The sequence below is a fragment of the Pseudomonas sp. P867 genome, assembly GCF_019891455.1.
Taxonomy (GTDB): domain Bacteria; phylum Pseudomonadota; class Gammaproteobacteria; order Pseudomonadales; family Pseudomonadaceae; genus Aquipseudomonas; species Aquipseudomonas synxantha_A.
Window position 1 is genome coordinate 48805 of record NZ_JAFLXB010000010.1, and the last position, 25012, is coordinate 73816.

The following is a 25012-nucleotide window of genomic DNA, read 5'->3' on the forward strand; positions in this document are numbered from 1 at the left end:
TCGGCTTTCCTAGGGTTCGCCTCATTCTTTTTTACAAGACAATTCAACTATGACCGATGGCGACCGTATCAAACTCGAACCCAGCTGGAAACACGCCTTGCGCGATGAGTTCGAGAAGTCCTACATGGCCCAGTTGCGCGAATTCCTGCGCCAGGAACATGCCGCCGGCAAAGAGATCTACCCGCCCGGTCCGTTGATTTTCAACGCTCTCAATTCAACGCCCCTGGACAAGGTCAAGGTCGTGATCCTCGGCCAGGACCCCTACCACGGTCCCGGCCAGGCCCATGGCCTGTGCTTTTCGGTACAACCGGGGGTGCCGGCGCCGCCGTCGCTGGTCAATATCTATAAAGAGCTCAAGCGCGACCTGAACATCGACATCCCCAACCACGGCTACCTGCAAAGCTGGGCCGATCAGGGCGTGCTGATGCTCAACACCACCATGACCGTGGAGCGCGCCAACGCCAACGCCCATGCGGGCAAGGGCTGGCAGTTCTTCACCGATCGGATTATCGAGGTAGTCAGCGAGCATCAGCCGCACCTGGTGTTCCTGCTGTGGGGCGCTCATGCTCAAAGCAAGCAGAAGCTCATCGATGCCACCAAGCATCTGGTGCTGACGTCGGTGCATCCGTCGCCGTTGTCGGCGTATCGCGGGTTTCTGGGCTGCGGGCATTTCAGCCGGGCTAACAAGTTTCTTGAACAGAATGGCGAGGCACCGATCGAGTGGCGGCTGCCGCCACTCTGAACCGGACGACCATGGCTACAGACGGACTTGCGACACTGTGCTATTGCCAATATTGGCCACGTAGGCGGTTCGGCCGTTGGGTGTCACGACGATACCCCGCGGTTTGTTGAAGCCTGTGAGGGTGTCCGTTACGGTTTGTGTGCGGGTGTGGAGGATACTCACGCGATCGCCATCGGTTTCCGTGATGTAGGCGAATTCGAGCATCGTATGAAATGCCACCTGATAGGGGCCTAGCAAACCGTCCAGTATGGTACTGACCTGTGCGGCGGAGGTATTGCCGATATAGACCTCACCACGGTCCTGGTAGGTGATGTAGACACGTGCGTTGAAGCGAGCATGAGCAATGGAGGTAGGTTGACCGGCAACGGTATTGGTTTGGGTCACAACCCTGTTGGTCCCCAGGTGGATGCTGGTCCACCCATCCAAATCCGAGGCAAGGTGTAAACGGGCGTTGCCGGGTGCTATCGCTATCTCTCGAGGGTAACGCACTGGGGTGGTGGCGATTCGCTGATGATTGGCGGTATCGATCACCACCACTTCCGATGCGGCGTGGTCGGCGACGTACAAGCGTGCTCCGGTAGAATTCAAGGCCAACCCATTGATGGCAGTAAACCCCCTGATCTGGTCACTGACGGTATCGGTCAAGGTGTCTATCACTGTGATCGGCGTATTGCTGGCCTGGCTGTTATCGCTGGCGTAAAGGCGCGGGGCCGTGGGGTGCATGGCCAGCCAAATGGGGGATCCCACATTGGTGATGGTCCTGACGACGCTAAAGTTCGCTGTGTCGATGACAGTAATGCCTTGTGGCAATGTGGAGCTTGCGACATACAGACGCGTTCCATCCCCATTGAGTACAAGGCGATTGGGGGAACCATGGACGGTAATCGTATTGACGATTGCGGCGGGCTCTTCATTCTCGTTTTCGAGCGTTGTTTCGGTTGGGGTCACCACGATTGCGCTCCTCAAAGGGAAGTCGCGCCATGGAACACCTGATAAGGTGAGCTTGGCTAGCTGTGAAGAGTGCCAGTTCAGACAAACGGTCGTGGCCCCTGAGGGGCCACTTCCAGAGTTAAGATTGGCGGTTCCAGTGCCTGAACAACGGCTCTGCCAAAAACAGCACAAACAGCAGACGCATCACCTGCATTGCCGTCACCAACGGCACCGACAATTGCAGGGTCTCCGCCGTCAGGCTCATCTCGGCAATGCCGCCAGGCATCATGCCCAACGTCAGTGAGCGCAGGTCCAGGTGGGTCAGCGCACTCAACCCTACCGCTGCCAACGTGGCGAGCGCCATGGTCAAGGCCGTGCCAATCAAGGTGCGGCCCATGAACGCCGGAGCGCTACGGAAGAACTGCCGATTGAAGTGGCAGCCCAAACCGCTGCCGATCAACCATTGGCCGATCTGGCTGCCGCCGTCGGGTAGGCCGATGTGCAAGTCCCACGTCACACTGGCGATGGCGCTCACCAGCAACGGCCCGAACAGCCAGGGATTGGGTTGGCGCAAACGCTGCCAGCCCCAGGCCACCAGCGCACCTACCGGGAACAGCAGGGCCAGCCAGGCCCAGTCCACAGGCGCCGGGTGAAACTGCGGTGCACCGCCGCCCAGCAAATACTTGAAGATCGCCGGCACACACAACACCACCACCAGCACACGCAGGCTTTGCCCTGCCGCCACCCGGCTGAGTACCGCACCATTGCGGGCGCCCAGGTTGACCATCTCCCCGGAGCCGCCCGGCATACTGGAGAAAAACGCCGTGGCGCGGTCTTCACCGCTGCGGCGCATCAGCCACACACCCACCACGCTCGACAAACTGGTGACCAGCGCCCCGAAGAAGATCAGGCCGAAGTGGCTCATCACCTGTTCGATCACCACGGGCGTGAAGTGCAGGCCGATGCCGATGCCCACCACCCATTGGCCGCACTTGCGCCCGCCGGGAATCTCCGCCAATTGCCAGGGCGTGAGGCAGCGAACCAGGATGATCGCCAGCAACGCGCCGACCATATACGGCAAAGGCCAGCCGACGAGGCTGGCCAGGTAACCGCCGGCCAGGCCGACCAGCGGTGTTCCCCACCAATGTTTGAAGGTGACTTCAGACATCGGCTACGGCACGGCGCTGCAAGGAGCGCTTGCGCCAGATACGCAGCAATGGCACGAGCAGCATGATGGCGGTGAGTACCCATACACCGAAGGTGATCGGGCTCGACCACAGGATCTCCAGCGCACCGTTGGAAATCGACAACGCACGGCGCAGGTTCTGCTCCATCAGGCCGCCGAGGATAAAACCGAGCAATACCGGCGACAGCGGGAAATCCAGCTTGCGCAGGATGTAGCCGAAGATGCCGATGCCGACCATCAGGAACAGGTCGAAGGTGGTGGCATGCACCGCATACACACCAATCGCGGTAATGATCGCGATCACCGGCACCAGTGCCCAGTTCGGCACGGCGAGGATACGGGTGAAGATACGGATCATCGGGATGTTGAGGATCACCAGCATGATGTTGGCAATGAACAACGATGCGATCAGGCCCCAGACGATGTCGGGTTGCTGTTGAAACAGCAGCGGGCCTGGGGTGATGTTGTACAGCGACAGGGCGCCGATCATCACCGCAGTGGTGCCCGAACCTGGCACGCCGAGCGTTAGCATCGGCACCAACGCGCCACAGGCGGACGCCCCAATGGCGGTTTCCGGTGCCGCCAGGCCGCGCATATCGCCCTGGCCGAACTTGCCGCTGGCACCGGCCATGCGTTTTTCGGTCATGTAGGCAACGGCCGAAGCCAGTGTTGCACCGGCACCCGGCAACACGCCCATGATGAAACCGAGCAAGCCGCAGCGGATGTTAACCACGAACACCGCACCCGCTTCCTTCAGGTTGAACATCATGCGTCCGGTGGCCTTGACCGCTTCCTGACCACGGTGAGTTTTTTCCAGCAGCAACAGGATCTCGCTGATGGAGAACAGGCCCAGCACCAGCACCACAAACTGGATGCCATCGGTGAGGTGGATGTTATCTCCGGTAAAGCGATACACGCCGCTGTTGGCGTCGATGCCCACTGCCGAGAGGAACAGCCCGATCAGCGCCGCCACGAAGGTCTTCAGCGGCTTGTCACCGGCCATGCCGCCCAGGCACACAATCGCGAACACCATCAGTACGAAATATTCCGCCGGGCCGAAGGCAATCGCCCATTTGGCCAGCAGCGGGGCAAACAGCACCATGCCGCAGGTAGCGATAAACGCACCGATGAACGAACTCCATGCCGACAACGACAGTGCTACGCCAGCCAGGCCTTTGCGGGCCATCGGGTAACCGTCGAGGGTAGTCATCACGGTGGACGCTTCGCCCGGGATGTTGAGCAGGATCGAGCTGATGCGGCCGCCGTATTCGCAACCCAGGTACACCGCTGCGAGCAGGATCAACGCTGACTCCGGCGGCAGGCCCAGGGCGAATGCGATGGGGATCAACAGCGCCACGCCGTTGATCGGGCCCAGGCCCGGCAGCAGGCCCACCACGGTGCCGATCAAAGTGCCGCACAGCGCGGTCACCAGGTTGTACGGGCTCAGCGCGACGCCGAAACCCTGGCCCAAATAGCCAAAAGTATCCATATCAGTTCTCCAGAACGTCGAGCAGGCCGAGGGGCAACGGCACATCCATGGCTTTATCGAACAGCAGGTACAAGCCGATAGCCATCAGGCCGACGATCACCACGCTGGGCATCCAGCGGCCGCCATACAGGCGCGCCATTGGAATGCCGATCAACATGCTGCTGAGAATGAACCCCAGGGATTCGAAGGTGGCGGCGAACACGAGCAACAGCGCGACGCAAAGGCCGATCTTGATCAGGGTTTCGCGGTCCAGCGCCGGTTCTTCTTCGGTGTGCCTGGTCGGTTGCGGGCGAAACAGCATGTAGATCAGCGCCAGGCTCATCAGCCCGAGCATCAGCAGCGGGTAGGCACGTGGGCCGACCGGCTCGTAGGAAAACGCCGCCTGATACGGCCAGGCCATCAGGGCCAGGCCGGCGCAGGCCAGCAACAGCGCTGCAGCGAAAATGCGTTGTAAGAGCATAGAAAACTCCAAGGCCCCTCTTGTAGAAGCGAGCTTGCTCGCGAAAAACTTCAACGATAACGCGTGCTGTCTGGACGCACGTGGATGTCCTTGGGTTCTTCGCGAGCAAGCTCGCTCCTACAGGGCATTACACAAATGACGGGCGTTTACTGGATCAGGCCGAACTCTTTGGCCAGCACTTTGTAGTCAGCCACCTGTTTCTTCACGTAGGTGTCCAGCTCCGGGCCGGTCATGGCAAACGGGAACAGCTCGCGCTGGTCACGCAGCTTGGCGAACTCGTCGGAGGCCAGCAGCTTGTCGAAGGCGTCTTTCCACCAGGCGTAGTCGGCATCGCTGACTTTTGGCCCAAGGTAGAAACCGCGCACCACCGGCCAGACGATGTCGTAGCCTTGCTCCTTGGCAGTGGGGATGTCTTTCATTTCCGGCTCGTCCAGGCGTTTCTCGGAGAACACCGCCAACAGGCGCATGTCACCGCTGAGGATGTGCGGCATGGAGTCGGAGATGTCGGTACTACCCACCTGGATATGACCGCCGAGCAGGGCGGTAGCGATTTCACCGCCGCCTTCAAGGGCCACATAACGCAGTTCACGCGGGTTGATCCCGGCAGCCTTGGCGATCAGCGCGGTTTGCATCCAGTCCTGGCTGCCGACGGTGCCGCCGGAACCTATCACTACGCTGCCCGGATCTTTCTTCAAGGCTTTTACGAGATCGTCGAGGGTCTTGTAGGGCGAATCGTTTTTCACTGCGATGGCACCGTAGCTGGTGCCTACCGCCGCCAGCCAGCGCACGGCGCTTTCATCAAAGCGACCGAACTTGCCCTGGGCCAGGTTCAGCAGCGAACCACTGGACCAGGCCACCAAAGTGCCTGCGTCCGCAGGGCGCTGGGCAACCACTGCGTTGTAGGCCACCGCGCCAACGCCGCCGGGCATGTAGGTCACACGCATCGGCTTGCTCAGCAGCTTCTGGTTGACTAGCGCGCTTTGCGCCAGCTTGCAGGTCAGGTCGAAACCGCCGCCAGGTGAGGCCGGGGCGATGCATTCCGGGCGCTTGGGTTCGTCAGCGGCCAGCAGTTGGCCGGCGAACAGCAGGCAGCCGGCGGCGAGGGCAAATTTACGCACTGAAGGGTTCATGGTTATCTCCATCGTTGTTGTTATAAGGTTTTAGTACCAACGCACATTTACCAAAGGGCAATGCTATAGCTGACCAGCAAACGCATTTCATCCGCATCACGGGCTGAATAGTTGGAGCGATAGGTCGCGTTACGCAGGCGCACGGCCACATCCTTGAACGTGCCGCTTTGCACCACGTACTTGATCTCGCTGTTGCGCTCCCACTCTTTGCCCGTTTGGCCGTTCTTGAGCTTGATGTTGTCGCCCGACAGGTAACGGCTCATGAAACTCAGGCCTGGAATCCCCAGCTTGGCGAAGTCGTAGTCGTAGCGTGCCTGCCAGGAGCGTTCTTCGGCGCCGGCAAAGTCGTTGATCTGTACGAAGTTGACCAGGTACGGGTCGCTGCCATCCACATACGGAAAGGCGCTGTCGCCGGACATGTGCTGGTAGCCGGCGCTGAGCTTATGGCCATTGAGGGCATAGCTGAACAGGCCGTTGAGGGATGTGTTGTCGATATTGCCGCCGCGGGCGCTACCGGTGTCGTCACTGATGGCCATGCGCAGGTCGGCGGCAAACGTGCCGGGGCCCATCGGGCGCGCGGCGACCAGGCCGAGGAAATGCTGGCGGTACACGTCATCGAGTTGGGCGAAGTGATAGCTGCCGGTGATTTTGTCGGCGAACTTGTAGTCCACGCCGCCGAAGTTGAAGTGCTTGCCGGTGGCGCCACTGAGGAAGCGGCTGTTCTTGTTATTGAGCGCAATATCTTCGTAATTGGTGTCGTCGCGGTCCTTGGCCTTATCCAGGCGGCCACCAGTGAACACAAGGTTCTTGAATTCCTTGGACGTCAGCAGGCCACCGTTGAAGGTCTGCGGCAGGATGCGACCGTCGTTGGGCTTGAGGATTGGCAATTCGGGTATCAGCGCGCCGATCTTCAGCTCGGTGGCGGAGATTTTCACTTTGCCGGTCAGGCCCAGCTTGGAGTACTCATTGGCGGCACGGCCGTCGTCGTGGGTCGGCAGCAGGCCGGTGCCGGTGCGGTCGGGGCTGGAGTCGAGCTTGATGCCGAGCATACCCAGCGCATCCACGCCAAAACCGACAGTGCCGTCGGTGTAGCCCGATTGCAGGTTGAGCATGAAACCCTGGGCCCATTCGTCGCGTTTGGATTGCTGCGCACGGGTACCGTCGCGAAAGTCGCGGTTGAAGTACATGTTGCGGGTTTCCAGGGTCGCGGTACTGTCTTCGAAGAAGGCAGCCTGGCTTAGCGGCGAAAAGCCGGCGAGGGCGCAAGCACTGGCGAGAGCGGTGTGGCTCAGACGGCAAGAACGAACAGGCGTGCAAGCCTGGGGCTGTGTCGACAGCATCGTGATGGACTCCGTTATTGTTCTTATTTTTGGCGAAAACGCTTCGAGGCGTTTTTCGGGCGCTACGGATGAGGCAGCTCGGCGGGCAGAAACCACCGTAGCTGGATGCTAAAGGGCGAAGCTTTCACTAACCTTTCAATTGTCTTTCAATGTTTTCGGGCTTCACAGGGCAGGTTGCGCCTGTAAACTCGCCGGCCAGCGGGCCAATAAAACGCCGCGCCGACCACTCCTCATGAGGTAGAAATCCATGCGTGTCCTCCTGGTTGAAGACCATCTGCAACTTGCCGAAAGTGTTGCGCAAGCGCTCAAGGGCATGGGTCTGACCGTCGACGTGCTGCACGATGGTGTGGCCGCGGACCTGGCCTTGGGCAGCGAGGAATACGCGGCGGCGATCCTCGATGTGGGCCTGCCGCGCATGGATGGTTTCGAGGTGCTGGCGCGCTTGCGGGCCCGAGGGAAAAACCTGCCGGTGCTGATGCTGACGGCACGCAGTGATGTCAAAGACCGCGTGCACGGCCTGAACCTGGGCGCCGATGACTACCTCGCCAAGCCGTTCGAACTGACGGAGCTGGAAGCGCGGGTCAAGGCGCTGCTGCGACGCAGTGTACTGGGTGGGGAGCGCCAGCAGACGTGCGGGGTGCTGGTATACGACCTGGACACACGACGCTTCACGGTTGGCGGTGAATTGATGACGTTGACCTCCCGCGAACAAGCCGTACTCGAAGCCTTGATCGCCCGACCGGGCCGCGTGATGAGCAAAGAGCAATTGGCCTCTCAGGTTTTCGGCCTGGACGAGGAGGCCAGCCCCGATGCCATCGAAATCTACGTGCACCGCCTGCGCAAGAAGCTCGACGGCCAGCCCATCGCCATCGTGACGTTCCGCGGCCTGGGCTACTTGCTGGAAGCCCGCGATGCATAAGCCCAGCAGTCTGCGCTGGCGCTTGCTGTGGAACCTGGCGCTGTTGCTGGTGCTGTTGATGCTCGCCAGCGGCATGAGCGCCTACTGGAACGGGCGCGAAGCCGCCGACACGGCCTATGACCGCACGCTGTTGGCTTCGGCGCGCACCATTGCCGCAGGCTTGACCCAGGTGGACGGCACCCTCAGCGCCAATGTGCCGTATGTGGCCCTCGACACTTTCGCCTACGACAGTGCCGGGCGCATCTATTATCAGGTCAACGATATCCATCAGAAGCTGATTTCCGGTTACGAAAACCTCCCAGGCCCGCCGCCCGGCACTCCCCGCACCGACGATTACCCGGCCTTGGCGCGCTTCTACAACGCCATGTACCAGGGCCAGCACGTGCGAGTGGTGAGCCTGCTCAAGGCCGTTTCCGAGCCGAACATGAATGGGATGGCCGAGATTCGTGTCGCGGAGACCGACGAAGCACGCGTTGCCATGGCCCGCAGCTTGATGGCCGACACGTTGCTGCGCCTGGGGATGCTGGCCATCGGCGCGTTGCTGCTGGTGTGGTTTGCGGTGAGCGCTGCACTGCGTCCGCTCGAACGCCTGCGTACAGCGGTGGAAGAACGCCAACCCGATGATTTGCGGCCGCTGCCATTGGTGGAAGTTCAGGATGAGTTCGGCCCGCTGGTGCGCTCCCTCAACCATTTCACCGAACGTCTGCGCGGCCAGTTCGAGCGCCAGGCCCAGTTTATTGCCGATGCAGCCCACGAACTGCGTACGCCCTTGGCGGCGCTCAAGGCTCGCCTGGAACTGGGCTTGCGTGCCCAGGAGCCGTCCACCTGGCACAGCACCCTGGAAAGCGCTGCCCAGGGCACCGACCGCCTGACCCATCTGGCTAATCAATTGTTGTCCCTGGCCCGTATCGAAAACGGTGCCCGAGCCATTGCTGAAGGAGGCGCGCAGTTGCTCGACCTCAGCCAGTTGGCGCGCGAACTGGGCATGGCCATGGCGCCGCTGGCTCACGCACGCGGGGTGGCCCTGGCACTGGAGGCGGACGAGCCGGTCTGGTTGCGCGGTGAACCGACGCTGTTGAATGAGCTGCTGAGCAATCTGGTGGACAACGCTATGGCCCATACGCCACCTGGCGGCAATGTGATTTTGCGCGTGACCGCGCCGGCGGTGCTGGAGGTTGAGGATGATGGCCCGGGCATCCCATTGGATGAGCGGGACCGGGTATTCGAGCGCTTTTATCGCCGTAGCCAGCAGGGCATGGGGTCGGGCTTGGGGCTGGCAATTGTCGGGGAGATCTGCCGTGCGCACCTGGCGCAGATCAGCCTGCATGATGGCGAGTTGGCTGGGTTGAAAGTGCGCGTGAGTTTTATCGCCGGTTGATCAGTAGAACATCGACCGTGCTTCATCCAGTTCGGTGCGCGATTTCTCGCTGTAGAGATCAATTCGCAGCTTTTTCATCGCAGGTACGCTGGTAATGTCGACTTTCGCCAGCGGATGGTCGGTGTTGTGATGGCAGTAGAGCACGGCGATCTGCACCAGATCCACATAGTCGAGTGTGGCAGAGTTGCGTTCCAGGTTCAGGTACTGGCCCGGCAGTTTCGCCAGCATTTCGGGGAAGTCCCAGCCACTCAGCAGTTTGTCGCCCAGTAACGGATGAATACTTTCGATGACGTGGTTGAGGCTGACCGGGTCGGAAAGCAGCTCGTAGTGGTCTTCGGCGTAGGTGAGGATCGGCAGCACGCCGATCTGATGCACCAACCCGCCGAGGGCCGCCTGGTCGGCCTTGAGGTGACTATGCCGGCGACACAAGGCATAGCTGACGCCGGCGACTTCCAGGCTACGGCACCACACATCGCGCATTTTCTGTGCGACCACTTCGGAGCGGGCGTGAAAAATCTGCTCCATCACCAGGCCGATGGCCAGGTTGCTGCTGTAGTTGGTGCCCAGCCGCGTGATGGCCGTGTGCAGGTCGGTGACTTCCTGGCTCGCCCGTAACAGCGGGCTGTTGACCACCTTGATCAGGCGCGCCGACAGGGCGGTGTCGCGACTGATCACCTTGCTCAAATGACTGATGCTGATCTCAGGGTCTTCGGCGGCCTGGCGAATTTTCAGGGCCACCTCCGGCAATGTCGGCAGAACCAGGTCATCGTTGTCGATGGCCGTCACCAACGCCTGTTGGACTTTTTCCGCCAGCTTGTTCATTCATGCTCTCTAGGGTGCTGCAAAAAGGTATGGCGATTAACGCTGGATCTCGCGATCACGGTCCAGTTGGTAAGGCAGATCAAGCAGCTGCAGGCCGGGCCCTTCCAGGCTGCCTGTACGCACGTCGCCACTCTCGGCAGCTTCGGCTTGCAGCACAGCGAGAAGTTCAATCGACTGGTCAGCTTTTGCCGCGATCACGACCTCGCCAACCGCGCTGTTATGGTCTGGGGAAAACAACGGCGTGCCGGGCTCGGGTAATTGCGTGGCTTCAAGGCTCAGTCGATACAGGCGTCGCTTGAGTTTGCCCAGGTATTGCATGCGCGCGACGATTTCCTGGCCGGTGTAGCAGCCTTTCTTGAAACTGACGCCGCCCACGGCTTGCAGGTTGAGCATCTGCGGGATGAACAGTTCGCGGGTCTGCGCCATTACCTGGCCGATACCCGCGCGAATCTGGCCAAGTAGCCAGGCATTCAACTCAGCCTGTGGCAATTGTGCGGCCAGTTGGTTGCGCACGGTGTCGGCTTGTTCGGTGGGCACCCAGAGTTCGGCACGGCCAGGGGACACGCGAATAGCGATCAAGGTGTCGGTGCGCACCACGCTGTCGGTTTCGGCGGGTAGCGTCAGGCCAAGGGCGGCCAGGGACGCGTCTGCGTTCGCCAATCCGAAGCGCACCCAAGCGGCGCTTTCGTCGGTAAGTTTGGATTTGGAGAACACCGCGTATTTCTTCAGGTCTGCCAACTGCGGTTCGAGCAGCTCCGTGGCCATGGCCAGGAGTACGCCGTCACCTTGCAGCAGGATGCGGAAGCTGGACTGCATCCGGCCTTTTTGCGTGCAGCGCGCGCCCAGGCTGGCCTGGGTATCACTCAGGTAATTGAGGTTGCAGGTCAGCTGGCCTTGCAGGAATTTGGCAGCATCAGAACCGCGGACGGCGAGAACGCCTTCGTGGGACAGGGGGCAGAAGAAAGCAGAGTCAGCCATGGGTCATCGCAGGTTAAAAAGTCATGGGTGCATCATAGAGGGGCGTCCGGCAAATGCATAGTTTCGTCGCGGGCGACCAAAGCCGACTGTTCCGGTGTCGCCGGGCCTGTATACTTGCGCTCTATTTGAGGAGGGCTCCATGGTCGAAGATGTAGAAATCAATCGCCTCTACTGGCACAGCCGTCGTGGCATGCTGGAGCTGGATGTATTGCTGGTGCCTTTCACCAAAGAGGTGTACGCGACGCTCGATCAGGTGGACCGCGACCTCTACGTCAGGTTGCTGACCTGTGAAGATCAGGACATGTTCGGCTGGTTCATGGAGCGTGCTGAATCTGAAGATCCAGAGCTGCAGCGCATGGTTCGGATGATCCTGGATCGTGTCCAGCCCAAGTAATCGTTTTGAATGCCGCTGGCAGGCCTCGCGGCGGTTGCTGGCGGCGTATCTGCTTGCCCTGCTGATCGCACTGGGCAGCCTGCTGGTTTTGAACCTGCCTTATTCGAGCCTCGGCATCCTGTTATGCCTGGCACACTGTGCGTGGGTGCTACCGCGCCATGTTCTGCTTACTCACCGTTCGTCGATTCGTGGCCTGCGCCGCGACGAAGATGGCTGGCAGTTATGGAGCTCTGCGCGCGGCTGGCACGCCGTGCAACTTCGCCCCGACAGCCTGGCGTTACCGTTGATCGTGGTGTTGCGTTATCGCGTGCAGGGTGAGCGGCGAGTACGCGCGGTCTGTGTGCCCAAGGACGCGCAGGCCGCCGATGTGCATCGGCGCCTGCGGGTACGCCTGAAGTTCAGCCGCCGTAGGTGGTTGGCACCAGAATAGTGTCGCGGGCTTCGGGCAACATCTGCGGATAATCGAGGGTGTAATGCAGGCCCCGGCTTTCCTTGCGCTCCATGGCTGAGCGGATCATCAACTCGGCCACTTGCGCCAGGTTGCGTAATTCGATCAGGTCGCGGCTGACTTTATAGTTGCTGTAGAACTCGTCGATCTCGTCCAACAGCAAACGTACCCGGTGCTGCGCCCGTTGCAGGCGCTTGTTGGTGCGCACAATGCCCACGTAGTCCCACATGAAACGCCGCAACTCGTCCCAGTTGTGCGCGATGATCACGTCTTCGTCCGAATCGGTGACCTGGCTGGCGTCCCAGCGGGGCAGGGCGGCTGGAACCTTGATGCGCGGCAGTTGTTCAAGGATATCCGCTGCTGCCGAGCGAGCGTACACGAAGCACTCGAGCAGCGAATTGCTGGCCATGCGGTTGGCGCCGTGCAGACCGGTAAAGCTGGTTTCACCGATGGCGTAGAGGCCGGGCACGTCGGTGCGCCCGTGCTGGTCAACCATCACGCCGCCGCAGGTGTAGTGCGCAGCCGGCACTACCGGGATCGGGCCTTTGGTGATATCGATATTGAACGTCAGGCAGCGTTCATAGACGGTCGGGAAGTGGGTCTTGATAAACGCTTCGGGCTTGTGGCTGATGTCCAGGTAGACGCAATCGATACCCAGACGCTTCATCTCGTGGTCGATGGCGCGGGCGACAATGTCGCGCGGTGCCAGCTCGGCGCGTGGGTCGAAGCGCTGCATGAAGCGCTCGCCATTGGGCAGCTTCAAGTGCGCACCTTCGCCGCGCAGGGCTTCGGTGATCAGGAAGCTCTTGGCTTGCGGGTGGTACAGGCACGTGGGGTGGAACTGATTGAACTCCAGGTTGGCCACCCGGCAGCCCGATCGCCAGGCCATGGCAATGCCGTCGCCACAAGCACCGTCGGGGTTGCTGGTATAGAGATAGACCTTCGCGGCCCCGCCCGAAGCAAGAATAGTGAAGCGCGCCCCGTAGGTATCGACTTCGCCGCTGGTACGATTGAGTACGTAGGCGCCGAGGCAGCGCTCGCCCGCAAGGCCCAGGCGTTTTTCGGTGATCAGGTCGACGGCGACGCGTTGCTCCAGCAATTGGATGTTGGGCCGTTGGCGAGCCTGGTCGAGCAGGGTCTTGAAAATCGCGGCACCCGTGGCGTCGGCGGCGTGAATGATACGGCGATGGCTGTGGCCGCCTTCGCGTGTCAGGTGGAACTCAAAGCCGCCGTCGTCGCTGCCGGCATGTTCATCACGGGTGAAGGGCACACCTTGGTCGATCAGCCATTGGATGGCTTCCCGGCTGTGCTCGACGGTGAAGCGCACGGCCTCCTCATTGCACAGGCCGCCGCCAGCGTTAAGGGTGTCTTCGACATGCGATTGCACCGTATCGGTGTCGTCCAGTACCGCCGCGACACCGCCCTGGGCCCAGAATGTCGAGCCGTTGGCCAGGTCGCCTTTGCTCAAAACCGCAATGCGCAGGTGGCTGGGTAGGGTCAGGGCAAGGCTCAATCCGGCTGCGCCGCTGCCGATCACCAGCACATCGTGTTGAAACTGTTGGCTCATTGGAAGGATTCCGCAAAAAGCGATCCGAAGGAGCGGCGCAAACAGGACGCCTGGATCGGCGAATCAAAGGGTCACACGGGCCACTAGTATATAGAGGGGTGGAGCGGCACAATAGCCACGCATTCGTGGCATTGTGAGATTATGCTGCGCAGCTTTGGGAAACAGCCGGTTGGCGGGACGGGAACTTTTTGCATGGGCCCCGACTCAATAGCAGGTTGCCCGAAAGCTGGGAAAACGTTGAGTTTATTGGCCCGTCGGGAGCATTGGACGCGTCACGAAACCGGCGACAAGATTATTCGCGCAGCCGGCCCCGCCCGGGCTGCGTTTTTCGTGTGTGCCAAATCAGTGCATGCCGGAAACTTGCTTGAAGGGGGAGAACTTTTGCGAAAAGCCCGAGTCTATGTTTGCAAGCCTGATCGTTTAGTTATGCAAGCCTCCTTCAAGTACAACGAGGAGTGTTCATGCTAACCCAGGAAGAGGATCAGCAGCTGGTCGAGCGCGTACAACGCGGCGACAAGCGAGCATTTGATCTGCTAGTGCTGAAATACCAGCACAAAATTCTCGGGTTGATCGTGCGGTTTGTGCACGACACCCATGAAGCGCAGGACGTTGCACAGGAAGCCTTTATCAAGGCGTACCGTGCACTTGGAAATTTCCGCGGTGATAGTGCGTTTTATACGTGGCTATATCGCATCGCCATTAACACGGCGAAGAACTATCTGGTGTCTCGCGGCCGCCGCCCACCAGACAGTGATGTCAGTTCAGAAGATGCTGAATTTTACGATGGTGATCACGGCCTCAAAGATCTCGAGTCGCCGGAGCGTGCATTGCTGCGCGACGAGATCGAAGGCACCGTCCATCGAACAATTCAGCAACTGCCAGAAGATTTGCGTACTGCATTAACTTTACGTGAATTCGATGGTCTGAGTTACGAAGACATTGCGAGCGTCATGCAATGTCCGGTGGGGACTGTAAGGTCACGGATTTTCCGGGCCCGGGAAGCCATCGACAAAGCCTTGCAACCATTGTTGCAGGAAAACTAAAGACAGCGGCGACAGCCAAGAGAGGAACCGCCATGAGTCGTGATGCCCTGCAGGAATCGCTGTCCGCAGTGATGGATAACGAAGCGGATGAACTGGAACTTCGTCGAGTGCTCAACGCATTTGATGATGCCGAAACCCGTGATACCTGGTCTCGTTACCAAGTCGCTCGGGCGGTGATGCACAAGGATCTTTTAATCCCTCGTCTGGATATTGCTGCGGCCGTTTCTGCCGCGCTGGCTGATGAAGCCGTTCCGGCCAAAGCTGCTCGTGGCCCGTGGCGTAGCCTGGGTCGACTGGCAGTGGCTGCCTCGGTGACCGTCGCCGTACTGGCTGGTGTTCGCCTGTACAACCAGGACGAAATTGCCGGTGCCGAACTGGCCCAGCAAACTCAGCAGCCCGTCATGGCGGGTCCGCAAGTCAAAGGCCCGGCTGTACTGGCAGGCTACAAGGAAAGCTCTGATACCACAGGTCCGATGGCCAATGGTGTGCTTCAAGGGCAATCCGGCTGGCAAGATCAGCGTCTACCAGGCTACCTGCGTCAGCACGCACAGGAATCGGCCGCCAAAGGCACCGAAAGCGCTCTGCCATACGCTCGCGCAGCCAGTCAGGAAAACCGCTGATCCGTTAGGGAGCTCTATGCGCGCCATACCGCTCCTTGCGCTTTTGCTCAGTAGTTGGATTGCACAGTCCGCCCATGCCGATGAAGCCCAAGACTGGCTGACTCGACTTGGGCGTGCAGAGCAGCAGCAAAGCTTTGAAGGTACGTTTGTTTACGAACGTAATGGCAGTTTTTCTACCCACGCTATCTGGCACCGTGTGCAGGACGGTCATGTCCGTGAGCGGTTGCTGCAACTGGACGGCTCGCCTCAGGAAACTGTACGGTTGGATGGCCGGACGCACTGCGTCAGTGGCGATCTGAGTGCTGGGTTGGTTACGTCTTCTGATGCACCTTCGCGTGCTCCCGATTCAAAAAAACTCACTCAATTCTATGAACTTGCCGTCATTGGCAAATCCCGCGTGGCCGGTCGTCATGCTGTGATTGTGTCAATCAGCCCGCGAGATCACTACCGCTACGGCTTTGAATTGCACCTGGATCGTGAGACGGCTCTGCCGCTCAAATCCCTGCTGCTCAATGATCAGGGGCAGTTGCTGGAGCGCTTTCAGTATGCGCGCCTGGATACCTCGGTCGTTCCTGCCGAGCATGACTTACAGCCTGGCAGCGAATGCAAGCCTGTTGCTGCTTCCACCGACAAAGCCTCTGACATGCCTGCCTCCCAGGCGTGGCATCTGGGTTGGCTGCCGCCTGGTTTCCAGCAGGTCAGCAGCACCACGCGCAAAGACAGCCAAACGAAATCGACCGTCGATAGCCTGATGTATGATGATGGGCTCGCACGCTTTTCTGTATTTCTTGAGTCCGCCAAGGGCGCCGACATGAATGAAACCCGCGCTCAGCTCGGCCCGACGGTGGCGGTTTCTCGGCGTTTGAATACGGTTGACGGTGAGATGATGGTCACCGTAGTAGGGGAGATCCCCGTCGGCACTGCTGAGCGTATCGCGCTGTCAGTACGCGGTGAAAATGCCGCTGCCAAGCCGTGAGATTGTTAATTCTATGTTCATCCTGACCTTTCAATCTGTGCTCAAGTTAGGTTGAGGGCCGATCGTATGAAATTTCTGGATCAGCATTTTCACTTGCAAAAACTTCCCATGTTTTTTATAGGTCAGGGTTTGTTGGCTCTGGCCTTGTTTTGTTCGCGGAACAAAAATGTCGTTTGCCGCATTCGGCGTTTATTGGACCCTGTCGCTTAACCCTGCTCGTCGTAACGGGAGCTGTATGTCGATACCACGTTTGAAGTCTTACCTATCCATAGTCGCCACAGTGCTGGTACTGGGTCAGGCCTTGCCTGCGCAAGCAGTTGAGCTGCCTGACTTCACCCAACTGGTAGAGCAAGCCTCACCGGCGGTGGTGAATATCAGTACCACCCAGAAACTGCCGGATCGCAAAGTCTCGAACCAGCAGATGCCCGACCTGGAAGGCTTGCCGCCCATGCTGCGCGAGTTCTTCGAGCGCGGTATGCCGCAACCGCGCACCCCTCGTGGTGGCGGTGGTCAGCGCGAAGCCCAATCCCTGGGGTCCGGCTTCATCATTTCGCCTGACGGCTATATTCTGACCAACAACCACGTGATTGCCGATGCCGACGAAATCCTCGTGCGCCTGGCTGATCGCAGTGAGCTCAAGGCCAAGCTGATCGGTACCGACCCGCGTTCCGACGTAGCCTTGCTTAAAATCGATGGCAAGGACCTGCCGGTTCTCAAGCTGGGCAAATCCCAGGACTTGAAGGCCGGCCAATGGGTCGTCGCGATCGGTTCGCCGTTCGGCTTTGACCATACCGTCACCCAGGGTATCGTCAGTGCTATTGGCCGCAGCCTGCCGAATGAAAACTACGTACCGTTTATCCAGACCGACGTGCCGATCAACCCGGGCAACTCTGGGGGGCCATTGTTCAACCTGGCTGGCGAAGTGGTAGGCATCAACTCACAGATCTACACCCGTTCCGGTGGTTTCATGGGCGTGTCTTTCGCGATCCCGATCGACGTGGCCATGGACGTCTCCAATCAGCTCAAAAGCGGTGGCAAAGTCAGCCGTGGCTGGTTGGGCGTAGTGATCCAGGAAGTCAACAAAGACCTGGCTGAATCCTTCGGCCTCGACAAGCCGGCCGGTGCTCTGGTTGCGCAAATCCAGGACAATGGTCCAGCGGCCAAAGGCGGCCTGAAAGTCGGCGACGTGATTCTGAGCATGAACGGCCAACCCATCGTCATGTCGGCGGACCTGCCTCATCTGGTCGGCGCGCTCAAGGCTGGCGGCAAGGCCAAACTGGAAGTGATTCGTGACGGCAAGCGCCAGAACGTAGAGCTGACCGTTGGTGCGATCCCGGAAGAAGGCGCGACGCTGGATGCCCTGGGTAATGCCAAGCCGGGTGCAGAGCGCAGCAGTAACCGCCTGGGCATCGCCGTGGTTGAACTGACCGCCGAGCAGAAGAAGACGTTTGACCTGCAAAGCGGTGTGGTGATCAAGGAAGTCCAGGACGGCCCAGCCGCCCTGATCGGCCTGCAGCCGGGCGACGTGATCACTCACCTGAACAATCAGGCGATCAACACCACCAAGGAGTTCACCGACATCGCCAAGGCGTTGCCGAAGAACCGTTCGGTGTCGATGCGCGTACTGCGTCAAGGTCGTGCCAGCTTCATTACCTTCAAGTTGGCCGAGTAATCGTCAAGCCTGCATTGCAATAGAAACAAAAAGCCCCGCTGCCGGTTAACGGCAGCGGGGCTTTTTTGTGGGTGACGGGTTTAGCTCATCATCCCTTTCACCAGGCGTTCCTGTTCGATCAGCTCACGCTGACGTGCGTCGATACGTGAGGACAGTGGGAAATTACTGCCGGCGCGGCGCTTGGCAAAGTCCAGTTGCTGGATGGCCTGCTGGAAGTCCCCCACCAGTGCGAAGTATTCGGCGCGGGCCTGATGCAGGCCGATGATGTTGCCGGACAGGCCGCGTGTTTCGGCCACCTGATACCACACGTCCGGATCGTCGGGGCGTGACTTGAGCAAGCCATCCAGCGCCTTTTCGGCATCGGCGGTGCGGTTCTGCTTAAGCAGCAGGTCTACCCGCACCTGGTTCAGCGGATAGTTGCTGGGGTACTGGGTGAGCATACGGTCAGTCCGTTGCTGGGCATCCGCCATGCGGTTGTTGGTAATGTCCAACTCGATCTGCGCCAGGTTGTAGGTGATGTCGTTGGGCGCCTTGGCCAGCAGCGGTGCCAGGCTTTCCCGTGCTTCCTTGAGTTGGACTCCCTTGATCTGCGCAATGGCGAGGCCATAACGCGCTACATCGTTTTTGGGGTTGTCGTCCAACTGCGCCTGGAAGCGCTTGGCAGCCAGGCCAGGCGTGTCTTCGTATTTCAACTGCACGCGTGCGCGAATCAGTTGATAGCGCAGGCTGTCTTCCTTGCCGCCGAGTTTGGCCTGCTCGGCGCGGTTGCGGGTGTCGGCAATACGCGATTCGGTCACTGGGTGCGTCAACAGGAACTCCGGTGGCTTGGCATCGAAGCGGTACTGACGCATCAGGCGTTCGAACATGGTGGGCATCGACCGCGGGTCGTAGCCGGCTTTCTCCAGGTTGAGGATGCCGATGCGGTCTGCCTCTTGTTCGTTCTGCCGGGAGAACCGGCGCTGCTCCTGGATCGCAGCCGCTTGTGAGCCGGCAATCGCGGCGATACCCGCATCGCCGGCACCCGCGGCGGCGGCAATAATGCCGCCAAGCAGCGCCGCCATCATTGGCAGTTGCATGCGTGACTGGGCTTCCACGCCCCTGGCAAAGTGACGCTGGGACAAGTGCGCCAGTTCGTGGGCCAGTACCGACGCGTACTCACCTTCGGTCTGGGCATTGAGGAACAAGCCGCCGTTCACCCCAATGATCCCCCCGGGTGCCGCAAAGGCGTTGAGCTGCGGGCTGTTGATCAGGATGAATTCCAGGCGCCGATCGTTGACCTGGCTGGTTTCCACCAGCTTGTACACGCTGGTTTCTACGTAGTCCTTAAGTTGCGGGTCGTTAAGCTGCGACACCTGACCGCGCAAATAGGCCAGCCAGGCGCGGCCCAGTTGATATTCCTGTTGGGGCGAGACAATGGCAGAACTGGCGTCACCAAGTGACGGCAGCTCATCAGCGAAGGCCGGGGAGGCCAGCAGGCAGGCCAGCGTCAGCAGGGTAGGGCGCAAAAAAGTCATGCACAAAGCCTTTCGACAAAGAGCTTACTGTAGCCGGACACTGCGCCTGGGACCAGATATTCTAAGCAACCCGAATGTTTGCCTGGAGTAACACCATGACCGACGCTGTAGCCTTTGACGCCGAACTCGATGCCAGCGGCCTCAACTGCCCGTTGCCCTTGCTCAAGGCCAAGCTGGAACTCAATAAAATGGCCCGCGGTGCGGTGCTCAAGGTGACCGCCACCGACGCTGGCTCCCAGCGTGACTTCCGCACCTTTGCCAAACTCGCCGGCCACACCCTGGAGCATGAAGAAGACGCCGAGGGTGTGTACCGGTATTGGTTGCGCAAGGCCTGACGGCCTTATCGACGCACAATCAGGCCTTGTTCAGCGCCTGCGCTGCCGCCAACACGGCATCCACATGCCCCGGCACTTTCACGCCACGCCATTCCTGACGCAGCACGCCTTCGCTGTCGATCAGAAAGGTGCTGCGATCTACGCCCAGGTATTCCTTGCCGTACAGCTTCTTGAGCTTGATCACATCAAACAGCTGGCAGACCGCTTCGTCCTTGTCGCTGATCAGCTCGAAAGGAAACTCCTGCTTGGCCTTGAAGTTCTCGTGGGACTTCACGCTGTCACGCGACACACCAAACACTTCAGTGTTGGCGGCCTGGAAAGCTGCGTACTGGTCACGAAAGCCCTGGCCTTCAGTGGTGCAGCCCGGGGTGCTGTCCTTGGGGTAGAAGTAGATCACCACTTGCTTGCCCTTGAGAGCTGCGAGGCTGAAAGTCTGGCCGCTGGTGGCCTGGGCTTCGAAATCGGCGACGGGTTTATCGATGGCTACCGGCATGAGTCTTTCCTTACATTGGGTTCTGTGGGCGCCATGGCTCGATCAGTGCGTCGAGGTTCAGGGCATCGGCAAAATCCAGGAACTGGTCGCGCAGCCAACTGATCTGTACGCCGGCCGGCAAGGTCACGGTAAAGGTGGCATTGAGCATGGTGCCGCCGGTTTGAGGCGCCTGGTAGGTGTCGCAGGTCAGGTTTTCCAGCTCGACGTTGTGGTCGATGAAGAACTGGCACAACTCGTTGACGATGTCCGAGCGGTAGGCCGAGCTGACGTACGCCACATAAGGCAAGGCCTGTGGGCGATTTTCCAGGGCGGCGCTGCGCACCACATTGACGGTGAAGTCGTGCTTTTTGGCCAGGCCCGGCAGGCCGGTTTCCAGGCGCGCCAATGCGTCCCAGGAGCCGGAAATCTGCAAGACCAGCGCGCTGCACTCGCCGTGGCGAGTCAGGCGCGAGGTCACCACCGCGCAGCGGTTCTCATGGCTGGCGCGGCACAGGACGTTGGTCAGCTCCATGGGGTTGGCGCCGAGGGCACTGATAACAAGGAATTGTTCGCGAACTGTGGGGGTGGACATGCAGCCTTCCTAAAGCGATGAGCGGTCAATACTGTGTGGGCCGTATCGATCAAAGGATCAAGGGTAGCGAAAAGCGTCGCCAAGGGCTAGGAGGTGGCGTTTTCATTGCGTGATCGGCCGGCTTGAAGCGGTGCTTTGGCCCAATGATGGCATTGCCCGACGTTTAGTTGCTCCAGAACGCATCCTCACGCGGTACTTCGCTTGTACAAGCATCTTGGCGCCAGTACCATTACGGCTCTCTTTTTCCGGCAGGAGCGGTTGCATGATTGCGGGCAGTATGGTGGCACTGGTCACACCCATGGATGCACAAGGTCGTCTCGACTGGGACAGCCTGGGCAAACTGGTGGACTTCCACCTGCAAGAGGGCACCAACGCCATCGTGGCGGTCGGCACCACAGGTGAATCGGCCACCCTCGATGTGGAAGAACACATCCAGGTGATCGAGTTCGTGGTCAAGCGCGTTGCGGGCCGCATCGCCGTGATCGCCGGAACGGGTGCCAACTCCACTCGCGAAGCGATCGAGCTGACCCGCAACGCCAAGAAAGCCGGCGCCGATGCGTGCCTGCTGGTGACCCCGTACTACAACAAGCCGACCCAGGAAGGCTTGTACCAGCACTTCAAAGCCATCGCCGAAGCCGTCCAGATCCCGCAGATCCTCTATAACGTACCGGGTCGTACCGCGTGCGATATGAAGGCCGAGACCGTGATCCGCCTGTCCACCGTGCCGAACATCATCGGTATCAAGGAAGCCACTGGCGACCTGCAGCGCGCCAAGGACATCCTGGCCGGCGTGAGCAGTGACTTCCTGGTGTATTCCGGTGACGACGCCACCGCTGTCGAACTGATCCTGCTGGGTGGCAAGGGCAACATCTCCGTGACCGCCAACGTGGCTCCGCGTGCCATGAGCCAAATGTGCGCCGCCGCCATCGCCGGCGATGCCGCGACGGCCCGTGCGATCCACGAGAAGCTGATGCCGCTCAACAAGACACTGTTTATCGAATCCAATCCTATTCCCGTGAAATGGGCGCTGACTGAGATGGGCCTGATGCCGGACGGTATCCGTCTGCCGCTCACCCGGCTCAGCGAAGCCTGTCACGAACCGCTGCGACAGGCCCTGCGCCAGTCCGGCGTCCTGGTTTAATTGAGGAAGCACTACGCATGAAGCGATTGGCCGGACTTTCCGCACTTGCCTTGATTATCTCCAGCACCAGTGGCTGCGGTTGGGTATGGGGCCCGGAAGGCTACTTCCGTGACCGCGGCAGCGATTACCTGGAAGCGCAAGCAACCAAACCGATGCAGTTGCCGCCTGATGTCAATGTCGCCAAGCGTCTTGACCCCTTGTTGCCGATCCCACGCAACGTTGCCGACGACACCGTCAAGGGCGAGTACGTAGTACCACGCCCGCAGCCGATCACGGCAGTGGCCGATGCCAGCGACTACAGCCTGCAGAAAAGTGGCGACAACCGCTGGATCGTGGCTCAGCGCCCACCTGCCGAAGTCTGGCCGGTGGCAGTGCAGTTCTTCCAGGACAACGGTTTCCGTCTCGACCAGCAACGCCCGCAAACCGGTGAGTTCACCACGGCGTGGCAGCAAGGCCGCGAGTTGTCCGCCAACATGGCTCAGCGCCTGCTGGCCGGCGGTGTAGCCGCCGACAGCGAGGCCCGTGTGCGTGTGCGCATCGAGCCAGGCGTGCAGCGCAATACCAGTGAAGTCTATGTGGTCAGCGCCGAGCGCCCTGCCGGCAGCACGGCCAACGTCGATTTCACCCCGCGTTCGGTCAACACCGGCGTCGATGCCGCGCTGGTCGACGAGATGCTCGCCAGCATGAGCCGTATCTCCGAGAAGGGCGGTTCCGTTTCCCTGCTCGCCGCCCGTGACTACGACACCCCTAACCGCGTCAGCCTCACCGAAGACGGCAGCGGTAACGTGGTGCTCAACCTGGGTGAAGACCTCGACCGTGCCTGGGCCAGTGTTGGCCGTGCGTTGGAGCAAGGCCCTTGGCGCGTTGAAGACATCAACCGCAGCCTGGGCCTGTACTACATTAACGTGGCTGAAAAGGCCGAGAAGAAAGACGACGAGCCAGGTTTCTTCGGCAAACTGTTCGGCAGCGCGCCGACCAAGGAAGAGATCGAAACCCGTGCCGAGCGTTATCAGGTTCGTTTGAGCAAGGTTGGCGAAAGCGTGCAAGTCACCGTCGAGAAGAACATCAACACCGTCGCGCCAGCTGAAACAGCGCGCAAAGTGTTGGGCGTGATTCAAGACAACCTGGGCTGATTCGGTGCGCTTTGCCGTTCTCGGCAGCGGTAGCCAAGGGAACGGTACGCTGGTCGCCCACGATGACACGTATGTGCTGGTCGATTGTGGTTTCTCGTTAAGAGAAACCGAGCGACGCCTGCTGCGCCTCGGGGTTCACCCCACGCAGTTGAGCGCAATTCTGGTCACCCACGAACATGCCGACCACGTGCATGGCGTGGGTTTACTGTCTCGGCGCTACAATCTGCCGGTGTACTTGAGTCGCGGCACGCTGCGCGGGATGCGCAAACCCATCGAGCCGGCAGGTTTTCTGGCCGGTGGCGAGCAACTGCAAATCGGTGCCTTGAGCATCAATGTCATCGCGGTTGCCCACGATGCCCAGGAGCCTACGCAATACGTATTCAGTGACGGCCAGCGGCGTTTTGGCGTGCTGACCGACCTGGGTTCCTACTGCGCCAGGGTGCTGGACGGTTACCGGGACCTCGATGCCTTGATGATCGAGTCCAACCACTGCAGGGATCTGCTGGCGCGCGGTCACTACCCTTACTTTCTCAAGCAGCGGGTGGGCGGCGAGCTGGGACATTTGAACAATCACCAGGCGGCGTACCTGGTGTATGAGTTGGGCTGGCAAGACCTGCAACACCTGGTCCTGGCTCACCTCAGCAGCAAGAACAACCTGCCGACGCTTGCCCGGCAATGTTTTGTCGACACCCTCGGGTGCGACCCGGACTGGCTGCAACTGGCCGATCAAGATTCAGGGCTCGATTGGCGACACATCGCCTAGCCCACCTTACTCAAAGCGGAGCCCATCATGGAAAAACGTGAAGAACTCTACCGCGGCAAAGCCAAGTCGGTGTACAAGACCGACGACGCCAACCGCCTGATCCTGCTGTTTCGCAACGACACCTCGGCGTTCGACGGCAAGCGCATCGAACAGCTTGATCGCAAGGGCATGGTGAACAACAAGTTCAACGCCTTCATCATGCAGAAGCTCGAAGCGGCCGGTATCCCGACCCAATTCGACAAACTGCTGGGCGACAACGAGTGCCTGGTCAAGAAGCTCGACATGATCCCGGTGGAATGCGTCGTGCGTAACTACGCCGCCGGCAGCCTGGTCAAGCGCCTGGGCGTGGAAGAGGGCCTCAAGCTCAACCCTTACACGTTTGAACTGTTCCTGAAGGACGACGCCAAGGGCGACCCGTTCATCAACGAATCCCACGTTGTGGCGTTCGGCTGGGGCACCGCTGAACAACTGGCGCGCATGAAGGAGTTGTCCCTCAAGGTCAACGACGTGCTGACCAAGCTGTTCGACGACGCAGGCCTGTTGCTGGTGGACTTCAAGCTCGAATTCGGCGTGTTCCACGACGGCTCCATCGTCCTGGGCGACGAATTCAGCCCGGACGGCTGCCGCCTGTGGGACAAGGACACCAAGAAAAAGATGGACAAAGACCGCTTCCGCCAGGGCCTCGGTGACGTGATCGAAGCCTACGAAGAAGTCGCCAATCGTCTCGGCGTACCGCTGTAATCGACGCAAGCATCTGATAGCACGGAAAAAAATCGCTTCGGCGCTTTGCATCCATCAATCATGCTGTTATGATGCGCGCCGTTGGAGAGATGCCAGAGTGGCCGAATGGGACGGATTCGAAATCCGTTGTACCTTCACCGGTACCTAGGGTTCGAATCCCTATCTCTCCGCCATTACATAGAGAAAGCCCCGTAGCTGAATAAGCTGCGGGGCTTTTTCGTTTCCAG

26 protein-coding genes and 1 tRNA gene are annotated in these 25012 nt (G+C 60.1%); 15 read left to right on the forward strand and 12 right to left on the reverse strand.

Translation table 11 applies throughout. The features are described 5' to 3' along the window. Window positions 1-49 precede the first annotated feature (49 nt). Window positions 50-742: a uracil-DNA glycosylase gene (gene ung / locus J1G33_RS18610; RefSeq protein WP_032877279.1), complete on the forward strand. Its 693-nt coding sequence runs from the start codon at window positions 50-52 to the stop codon at window positions 740-742. Between the two features lie 15 nt (window positions 743-757). Here the strand turns inward: ung and J1G33_RS18615 are convergent, their stop codons facing one another. From J1G33_RS18615 to J1G33_RS18640, 6 genes are all read right to left on the reverse strand, one after another. Continuing rightward, window positions 758-1693, reverse strand: a complete 936-nt coding sequence (locus J1G33_RS18615) for a YncE family protein (RefSeq protein WP_164699505.1) — start codon at window positions 1691-1693, stop codon at window positions 758-760. Between the two features lie 118 nt (window positions 1694-1811). Then, window positions 1812-2840, reverse strand: a complete 1029-nt coding sequence (locus tag J1G33_RS18620) for an AbrB family transcriptional regulator (RefSeq protein WP_078820536.1) — start codon at window positions 2838-2840, stop codon at window positions 1812-1814. Beyond that, window positions 2833-4347 carry a tripartite tricarboxylate transporter permease gene (locus J1G33_RS18625; RefSeq protein ID WP_032877276.1) on the reverse strand — a complete coding sequence of 505 codons (1515 nt, stop codon included), beginning with the start codon at window positions 4345-4347 and terminating at the stop codon, window positions 2833-2835. The genes J1G33_RS18620 and J1G33_RS18625 overlap by 8 nt, the downstream gene beginning before the upstream one ends. Window position 4348: 1 nt before the next feature. Next, window positions 4349-4807, reverse strand: coding sequence for a tripartite tricarboxylate transporter TctB family protein (locus tag J1G33_RS18630; protein ID WP_005785979.1), 459 nt, complete (start codon window positions 4805-4807; stop codon window positions 4349-4351). A gap of 146 nt (window positions 4808-4953) precedes the next feature. After that, window positions 4954-5937 (reverse strand): tripartite tricarboxylate transporter substrate binding protein, encoded by a 984-nt coding sequence (locus J1G33_RS18635; protein WP_148852377.1) that lies wholly within the window; start codon window positions 5935-5937, stop codon window positions 4954-4956. Window positions 5938-5984: 47 nt separating this feature from the next. Continuing rightward, complete coding sequence (locus J1G33_RS18640) at window positions 5985-7277, reverse strand: OprD family porin (protein WP_032877274.1); 1293 nt, start codon at window positions 7275-7277, stop codon at window positions 5985-5987. A gap of 247 nt (window positions 7278-7524) precedes the next feature. Here J1G33_RS18640 and J1G33_RS18645 point away from each other — a divergent pair, with 247 nt between their 5' ends. Then, window positions 7525-8196, forward strand: coding sequence for a response regulator (locus tag J1G33_RS18645; RefSeq protein WP_005785982.1), 672 nt, complete (start codon window positions 7525-7527; stop codon window positions 8194-8196). Then, window positions 8189-9574, forward strand: coding sequence for a sensor histidine kinase (locus J1G33_RS18650; RefSeq protein ID WP_078820540.1), 1386 nt, complete (start codon window positions 8189-8191; stop codon window positions 9572-9574). The genes J1G33_RS18645 and J1G33_RS18650 overlap by 8 nt, the downstream gene beginning before the upstream one ends. On the opposite strand, the gene J1G33_RS18655 is transcribed toward J1G33_RS18650, so the two are convergent. After that, entirely contained in the window at window positions 9575-10396 is an 822-nt protein-coding gene (locus J1G33_RS18655; protein WP_032877272.1) for an HDOD domain-containing protein, read from the reverse strand. Window positions 10397-10432: 36 nt separating this feature from the next. Continuing rightward, window positions 10433-11374 (reverse strand): folate-binding protein YgfZ, encoded by a 942-nt coding sequence (locus J1G33_RS18660; RefSeq protein WP_032877271.1) that lies wholly within the window; start codon window positions 11372-11374, stop codon window positions 10433-10435. 139 nt (window positions 11375-11513) lie between these two features. On the opposite strand from J1G33_RS18660, the gene J1G33_RS18665 reads away from it, so the two are divergent. Together J1G33_RS18665 and J1G33_RS18670 are read left to right on the forward strand one after the other, a co-directional pair. Beyond that, complete coding sequence (locus J1G33_RS18665; RefSeq protein WP_032877270.1) at window positions 11514-11768, forward strand: succinate dehydrogenase assembly factor 2; 255 nt, start codon at window positions 11514-11516, stop codon at window positions 11766-11768. After that, window positions 11752-12198, forward strand: a complete 447-nt coding sequence (locus J1G33_RS18670; protein WP_223018527.1) for a protein YgfX — start codon at window positions 11752-11754, stop codon at window positions 12196-12198. Before J1G33_RS18665 ends, J1G33_RS18670 begins: the two co-directional genes overlap by 17 nt. Here the strand turns inward: J1G33_RS18670 and nadB are convergent. Then, window positions 12167-13783: an L-aspartate oxidase gene (gene nadB, locus J1G33_RS18675; RefSeq protein ID WP_078820542.1), complete on the reverse strand. Its 1617-nt coding sequence runs from the start codon at window positions 13781-13783 to the stop codon at window positions 12167-12169. The genes J1G33_RS18670 and nadB overlap by 32 nt on opposite strands. 461 nt (window positions 13784-14244) lie before the next feature. Here nadB and rpoE point away from each other — a divergent pair, with 461 nt between their 5' ends. The 4 genes from rpoE (at window position 14245) to J1G33_RS18695 (ending at window position 18094) form a co-directional block, all read left to right on the forward strand. After that, entirely contained in the window at window positions 14245-14826 is a 582-nt protein-coding gene (rpoE, locus tag J1G33_RS18680) for an RNA polymerase sigma factor RpoE (protein WP_003172477.1), read from the forward strand. Window positions 14827-14858: 32 nt separating this feature from the next. Continuing rightward, window positions 14859-15446 (forward strand): RseA family anti-sigma factor, encoded by a 588-nt coding sequence (locus J1G33_RS18685; protein ID WP_005786011.1) that lies wholly within the window; start codon window positions 14859-14861, stop codon window positions 15444-15446. Window positions 15447-15462: 16 nt separating this feature from the next. Beyond that, window positions 15463-16422 (forward strand): MucB/RseB C-terminal domain-containing protein, encoded by a 960-nt coding sequence (locus J1G33_RS18690; protein ID WP_032877267.1) that lies wholly within the window; start codon window positions 15463-15465, stop codon window positions 16420-16422. Between the two features lie 235 nt (window positions 16423-16657). Beyond that, entirely contained in the window at window positions 16658-18094 is a 1437-nt protein-coding gene (locus tag J1G33_RS18695; protein WP_005786015.1) for a DegQ family serine endoprotease, read from the forward strand. 80 nt (window positions 18095-18174) lie between these two features. On the opposite strand, the gene J1G33_RS18700 is transcribed toward J1G33_RS18695, so the two are convergent. Next, a complete protein-coding gene (locus tag J1G33_RS18700; protein ID WP_032877266.1) occupies window positions 18175-19608 on the reverse strand; it encodes a M48 family metalloprotease in 1434 nt (477 codons plus the stop codon). A gap of 95 nt (window positions 19609-19703) precedes the next feature. On the opposite strand from J1G33_RS18700, the gene J1G33_RS18705 reads away from it, so the two are divergent. Further along, window positions 19704-19943, forward strand: a complete 240-nt coding sequence (locus J1G33_RS18705) for a sulfurtransferase TusA family protein (RefSeq protein WP_223018528.1) — start codon at window positions 19704-19706, stop codon at window positions 19941-19943. 19 nt (window positions 19944-19962) lie between these two features. On the opposite strand, the gene J1G33_RS18710 is transcribed toward J1G33_RS18705, so the two are convergent. Continuing rightward, complete coding sequence (locus tag J1G33_RS18710) at window positions 19963-20436, reverse strand: peroxiredoxin (RefSeq protein ID WP_005786022.1); 474 nt, start codon at window positions 20434-20436, stop codon at window positions 19963-19965. A gap of 10 nt (window positions 20437-20446) precedes the next feature. Further along, entirely contained in the window at window positions 20447-21007 is a 561-nt protein-coding gene (locus J1G33_RS18715; protein WP_003189463.1) for a glycine cleavage system protein R, read from the reverse strand. A 262-nt stretch (window positions 21008-21269) separates the two neighbouring features. On the opposite strand from J1G33_RS18715, the gene dapA reads away from it, so the two are divergent. The 5 genes from dapA to J1G33_RS18740 all read left to right on the forward strand — a co-directional run bounded on the left by dapA (window position 21270) and on the right by J1G33_RS18740 (window position 24958). Further along, window positions 21270-22148, forward strand: a complete 879-nt coding sequence (gene dapA / locus J1G33_RS18720) for a 4-hydroxy-tetrahydrodipicolinate synthase (protein WP_032877264.1) — start codon at window positions 21270-21272, stop codon at window positions 22146-22148. A 17-nt stretch (window positions 22149-22165) separates the two neighbouring features. After that, a complete protein-coding gene (bamC, locus tag J1G33_RS18725) occupies window positions 22166-23281 on the forward strand; it encodes an outer membrane protein assembly factor BamC (protein WP_005786026.1) in 1116 nt (371 codons plus the stop codon). A gap of 4 nt (window positions 23282-23285) precedes the next feature. Next, the gene (locus J1G33_RS18730) at window positions 23286-24044 is read left to right on the forward strand and encodes an MBL fold metallo-hydrolase (RefSeq protein ID WP_005786028.1); all 759 of its coding nucleotides are present in this window, start codon (window positions 23286-23288) and stop codon (window positions 24042-24044) included. Window positions 24045-24071: 27 nt separating this feature from the next. After that, a complete protein-coding gene (gene purC, locus J1G33_RS18735) occupies window positions 24072-24785 on the forward strand; it encodes a phosphoribosylaminoimidazolesuccinocarboxamide synthase (RefSeq protein WP_005786030.1) in 714 nt (237 codons plus the stop codon). A gap of 83 nt (window positions 24786-24868) precedes the next feature. Continuing rightward, window positions 24869-24958 (forward strand) — tRNA-Ser (locus tag J1G33_RS18740). The last annotated feature ends 54 nt before the right edge of the window (window positions 24959-25012 follow it).

What these genes read in the sequence shown, in the direction of transcription:
- nadB (WP_078820542.1), bottom strand. Translation starts at nt 13,783, where the DNA reads ATGAGCCAACAGTTTCAACACGATGTGCTGGTGATCGGCAGCGGCGCA.
- J1G33_RS18640 (WP_032877274.1), bottom strand. Translation starts at nt 7,277, where the DNA reads ATGCTGTCGACACAGCCCCAGGCTTGCACGCCTGTTCGTTCTTGCCGT.
- J1G33_RS18665 (WP_032877270.1), top strand. Translation starts at nt 11,514, where the DNA reads ATGGTCGAAGATGTAGAAATCAATCGCCTCTACTGGCACAGCCGTCGT.
- J1G33_RS18695 (WP_005786015.1), top strand. Translation starts at nt 16,658, where the DNA reads ATGTCGATACCACGTTTGAAGTCTTACCTATCCATAGTCGCCACAGTG.
- J1G33_RS18700 (WP_032877266.1), bottom strand. Translation starts at nt 19,608, where the DNA reads ATGACTTTTTTGCGCCCTACCCTGCTGACGCTGGCCTGCCTGCTGGCC.
- J1G33_RS18635 (WP_148852377.1), bottom strand. Translation starts at nt 5,937, where the DNA reads ATGAACCCTTCAGTGCGTAAATTTGCCCTCGCCGCCGGCTGCCTGCTG.
- J1G33_RS18690 (WP_032877267.1), top strand. Translation starts at nt 15,463, where the DNA reads ATGCGCGCCATACCGCTCCTTGCGCTTTTGCTCAGTAGTTGGATTGCA.
- J1G33_RS18630 (WP_005785979.1), bottom strand. Translation starts at nt 4,807, where the DNA reads ATGCTCTTACAACGCATTTTCGCTGCAGCGCTGTTGCTGGCCTGCGCC.
- J1G33_RS18660 (WP_032877271.1), bottom strand. Translation starts at nt 11,374, where the DNA reads ATGGCTGACTCTGCTTTCTTCTGCCCCCTGTCCCACGAAGGCGTTCTC.
- dapA (WP_032877264.1), top strand. Translation starts at nt 21,270, where the DNA reads ATGATTGCGGGCAGTATGGTGGCACTGGTCACACCCATGGATGCACAA.
- bamC (WP_005786026.1), top strand. Translation starts at nt 22,166, where the DNA reads ATGAAGCGATTGGCCGGACTTTCCGCACTTGCCTTGATTATCTCCAGC.
- J1G33_RS18620 (WP_078820536.1), bottom strand. Translation starts at nt 2,840, where the DNA reads ATGTCTGAAGTCACCTTCAAACATTGGTGGGGAACACCGCTGGTCGGC.
- J1G33_RS18650 (WP_078820540.1), top strand. Translation starts at nt 8,189, where the DNA reads ATGCATAAGCCCAGCAGTCTGCGCTGGCGCTTGCTGTGGAACCTGGCG.
- J1G33_RS18710 (WP_005786022.1), bottom strand. Translation starts at nt 20,436, where the DNA reads ATGCCGGTAGCCATCGATAAACCCGTCGCCGATTTCGAAGCCCAGGCC.
- J1G33_RS18705 (WP_223018528.1), top strand. Translation starts at nt 19,704, where the DNA reads ATGACCGACGCTGTAGCCTTTGACGCCGAACTCGATGCCAGCGGCCTC.
- J1G33_RS18645 (WP_005785982.1), top strand. Translation starts at nt 7,525, where the DNA reads ATGCGTGTCCTCCTGGTTGAAGACCATCTGCAACTTGCCGAAAGTGTT.
- ung (WP_032877279.1), top strand. Translation starts at nt 50, where the DNA reads ATGACCGATGGCGACCGTATCAAACTCGAACCCAGCTGGAAACACGCC.
- purC (WP_005786030.1), top strand. Translation starts at nt 24,072, where the DNA reads ATGGAAAAACGTGAAGAACTCTACCGCGGCAAAGCCAAGTCGGTGTAC.
- J1G33_RS18715 (WP_003189463.1), bottom strand. Translation starts at nt 21,007, where the DNA reads ATGTCCACCCCCACAGTTCGCGAACAATTCCTTGTTATCAGTGCCCTC.
- rpoE (WP_003172477.1), top strand. Translation starts at nt 14,245, where the DNA reads ATGCTAACCCAGGAAGAGGATCAGCAGCTGGTCGAGCGCGTACAACGC.
- J1G33_RS18685 (WP_005786011.1), top strand. Translation starts at nt 14,859, where the DNA reads ATGAGTCGTGATGCCCTGCAGGAATCGCTGTCCGCAGTGATGGATAAC.
- J1G33_RS18655 (WP_032877272.1), bottom strand. Translation starts at nt 10,396, where the DNA reads ATGAACAAGCTGGCGGAAAAAGTCCAACAGGCGTTGGTGACGGCCATC.
- J1G33_RS18625 (WP_032877276.1), bottom strand. Translation starts at nt 4,347, where the DNA reads ATGGATACTTTTGGCTATTTGGGCCAGGGTTTCGGCGTCGCGCTGAGC.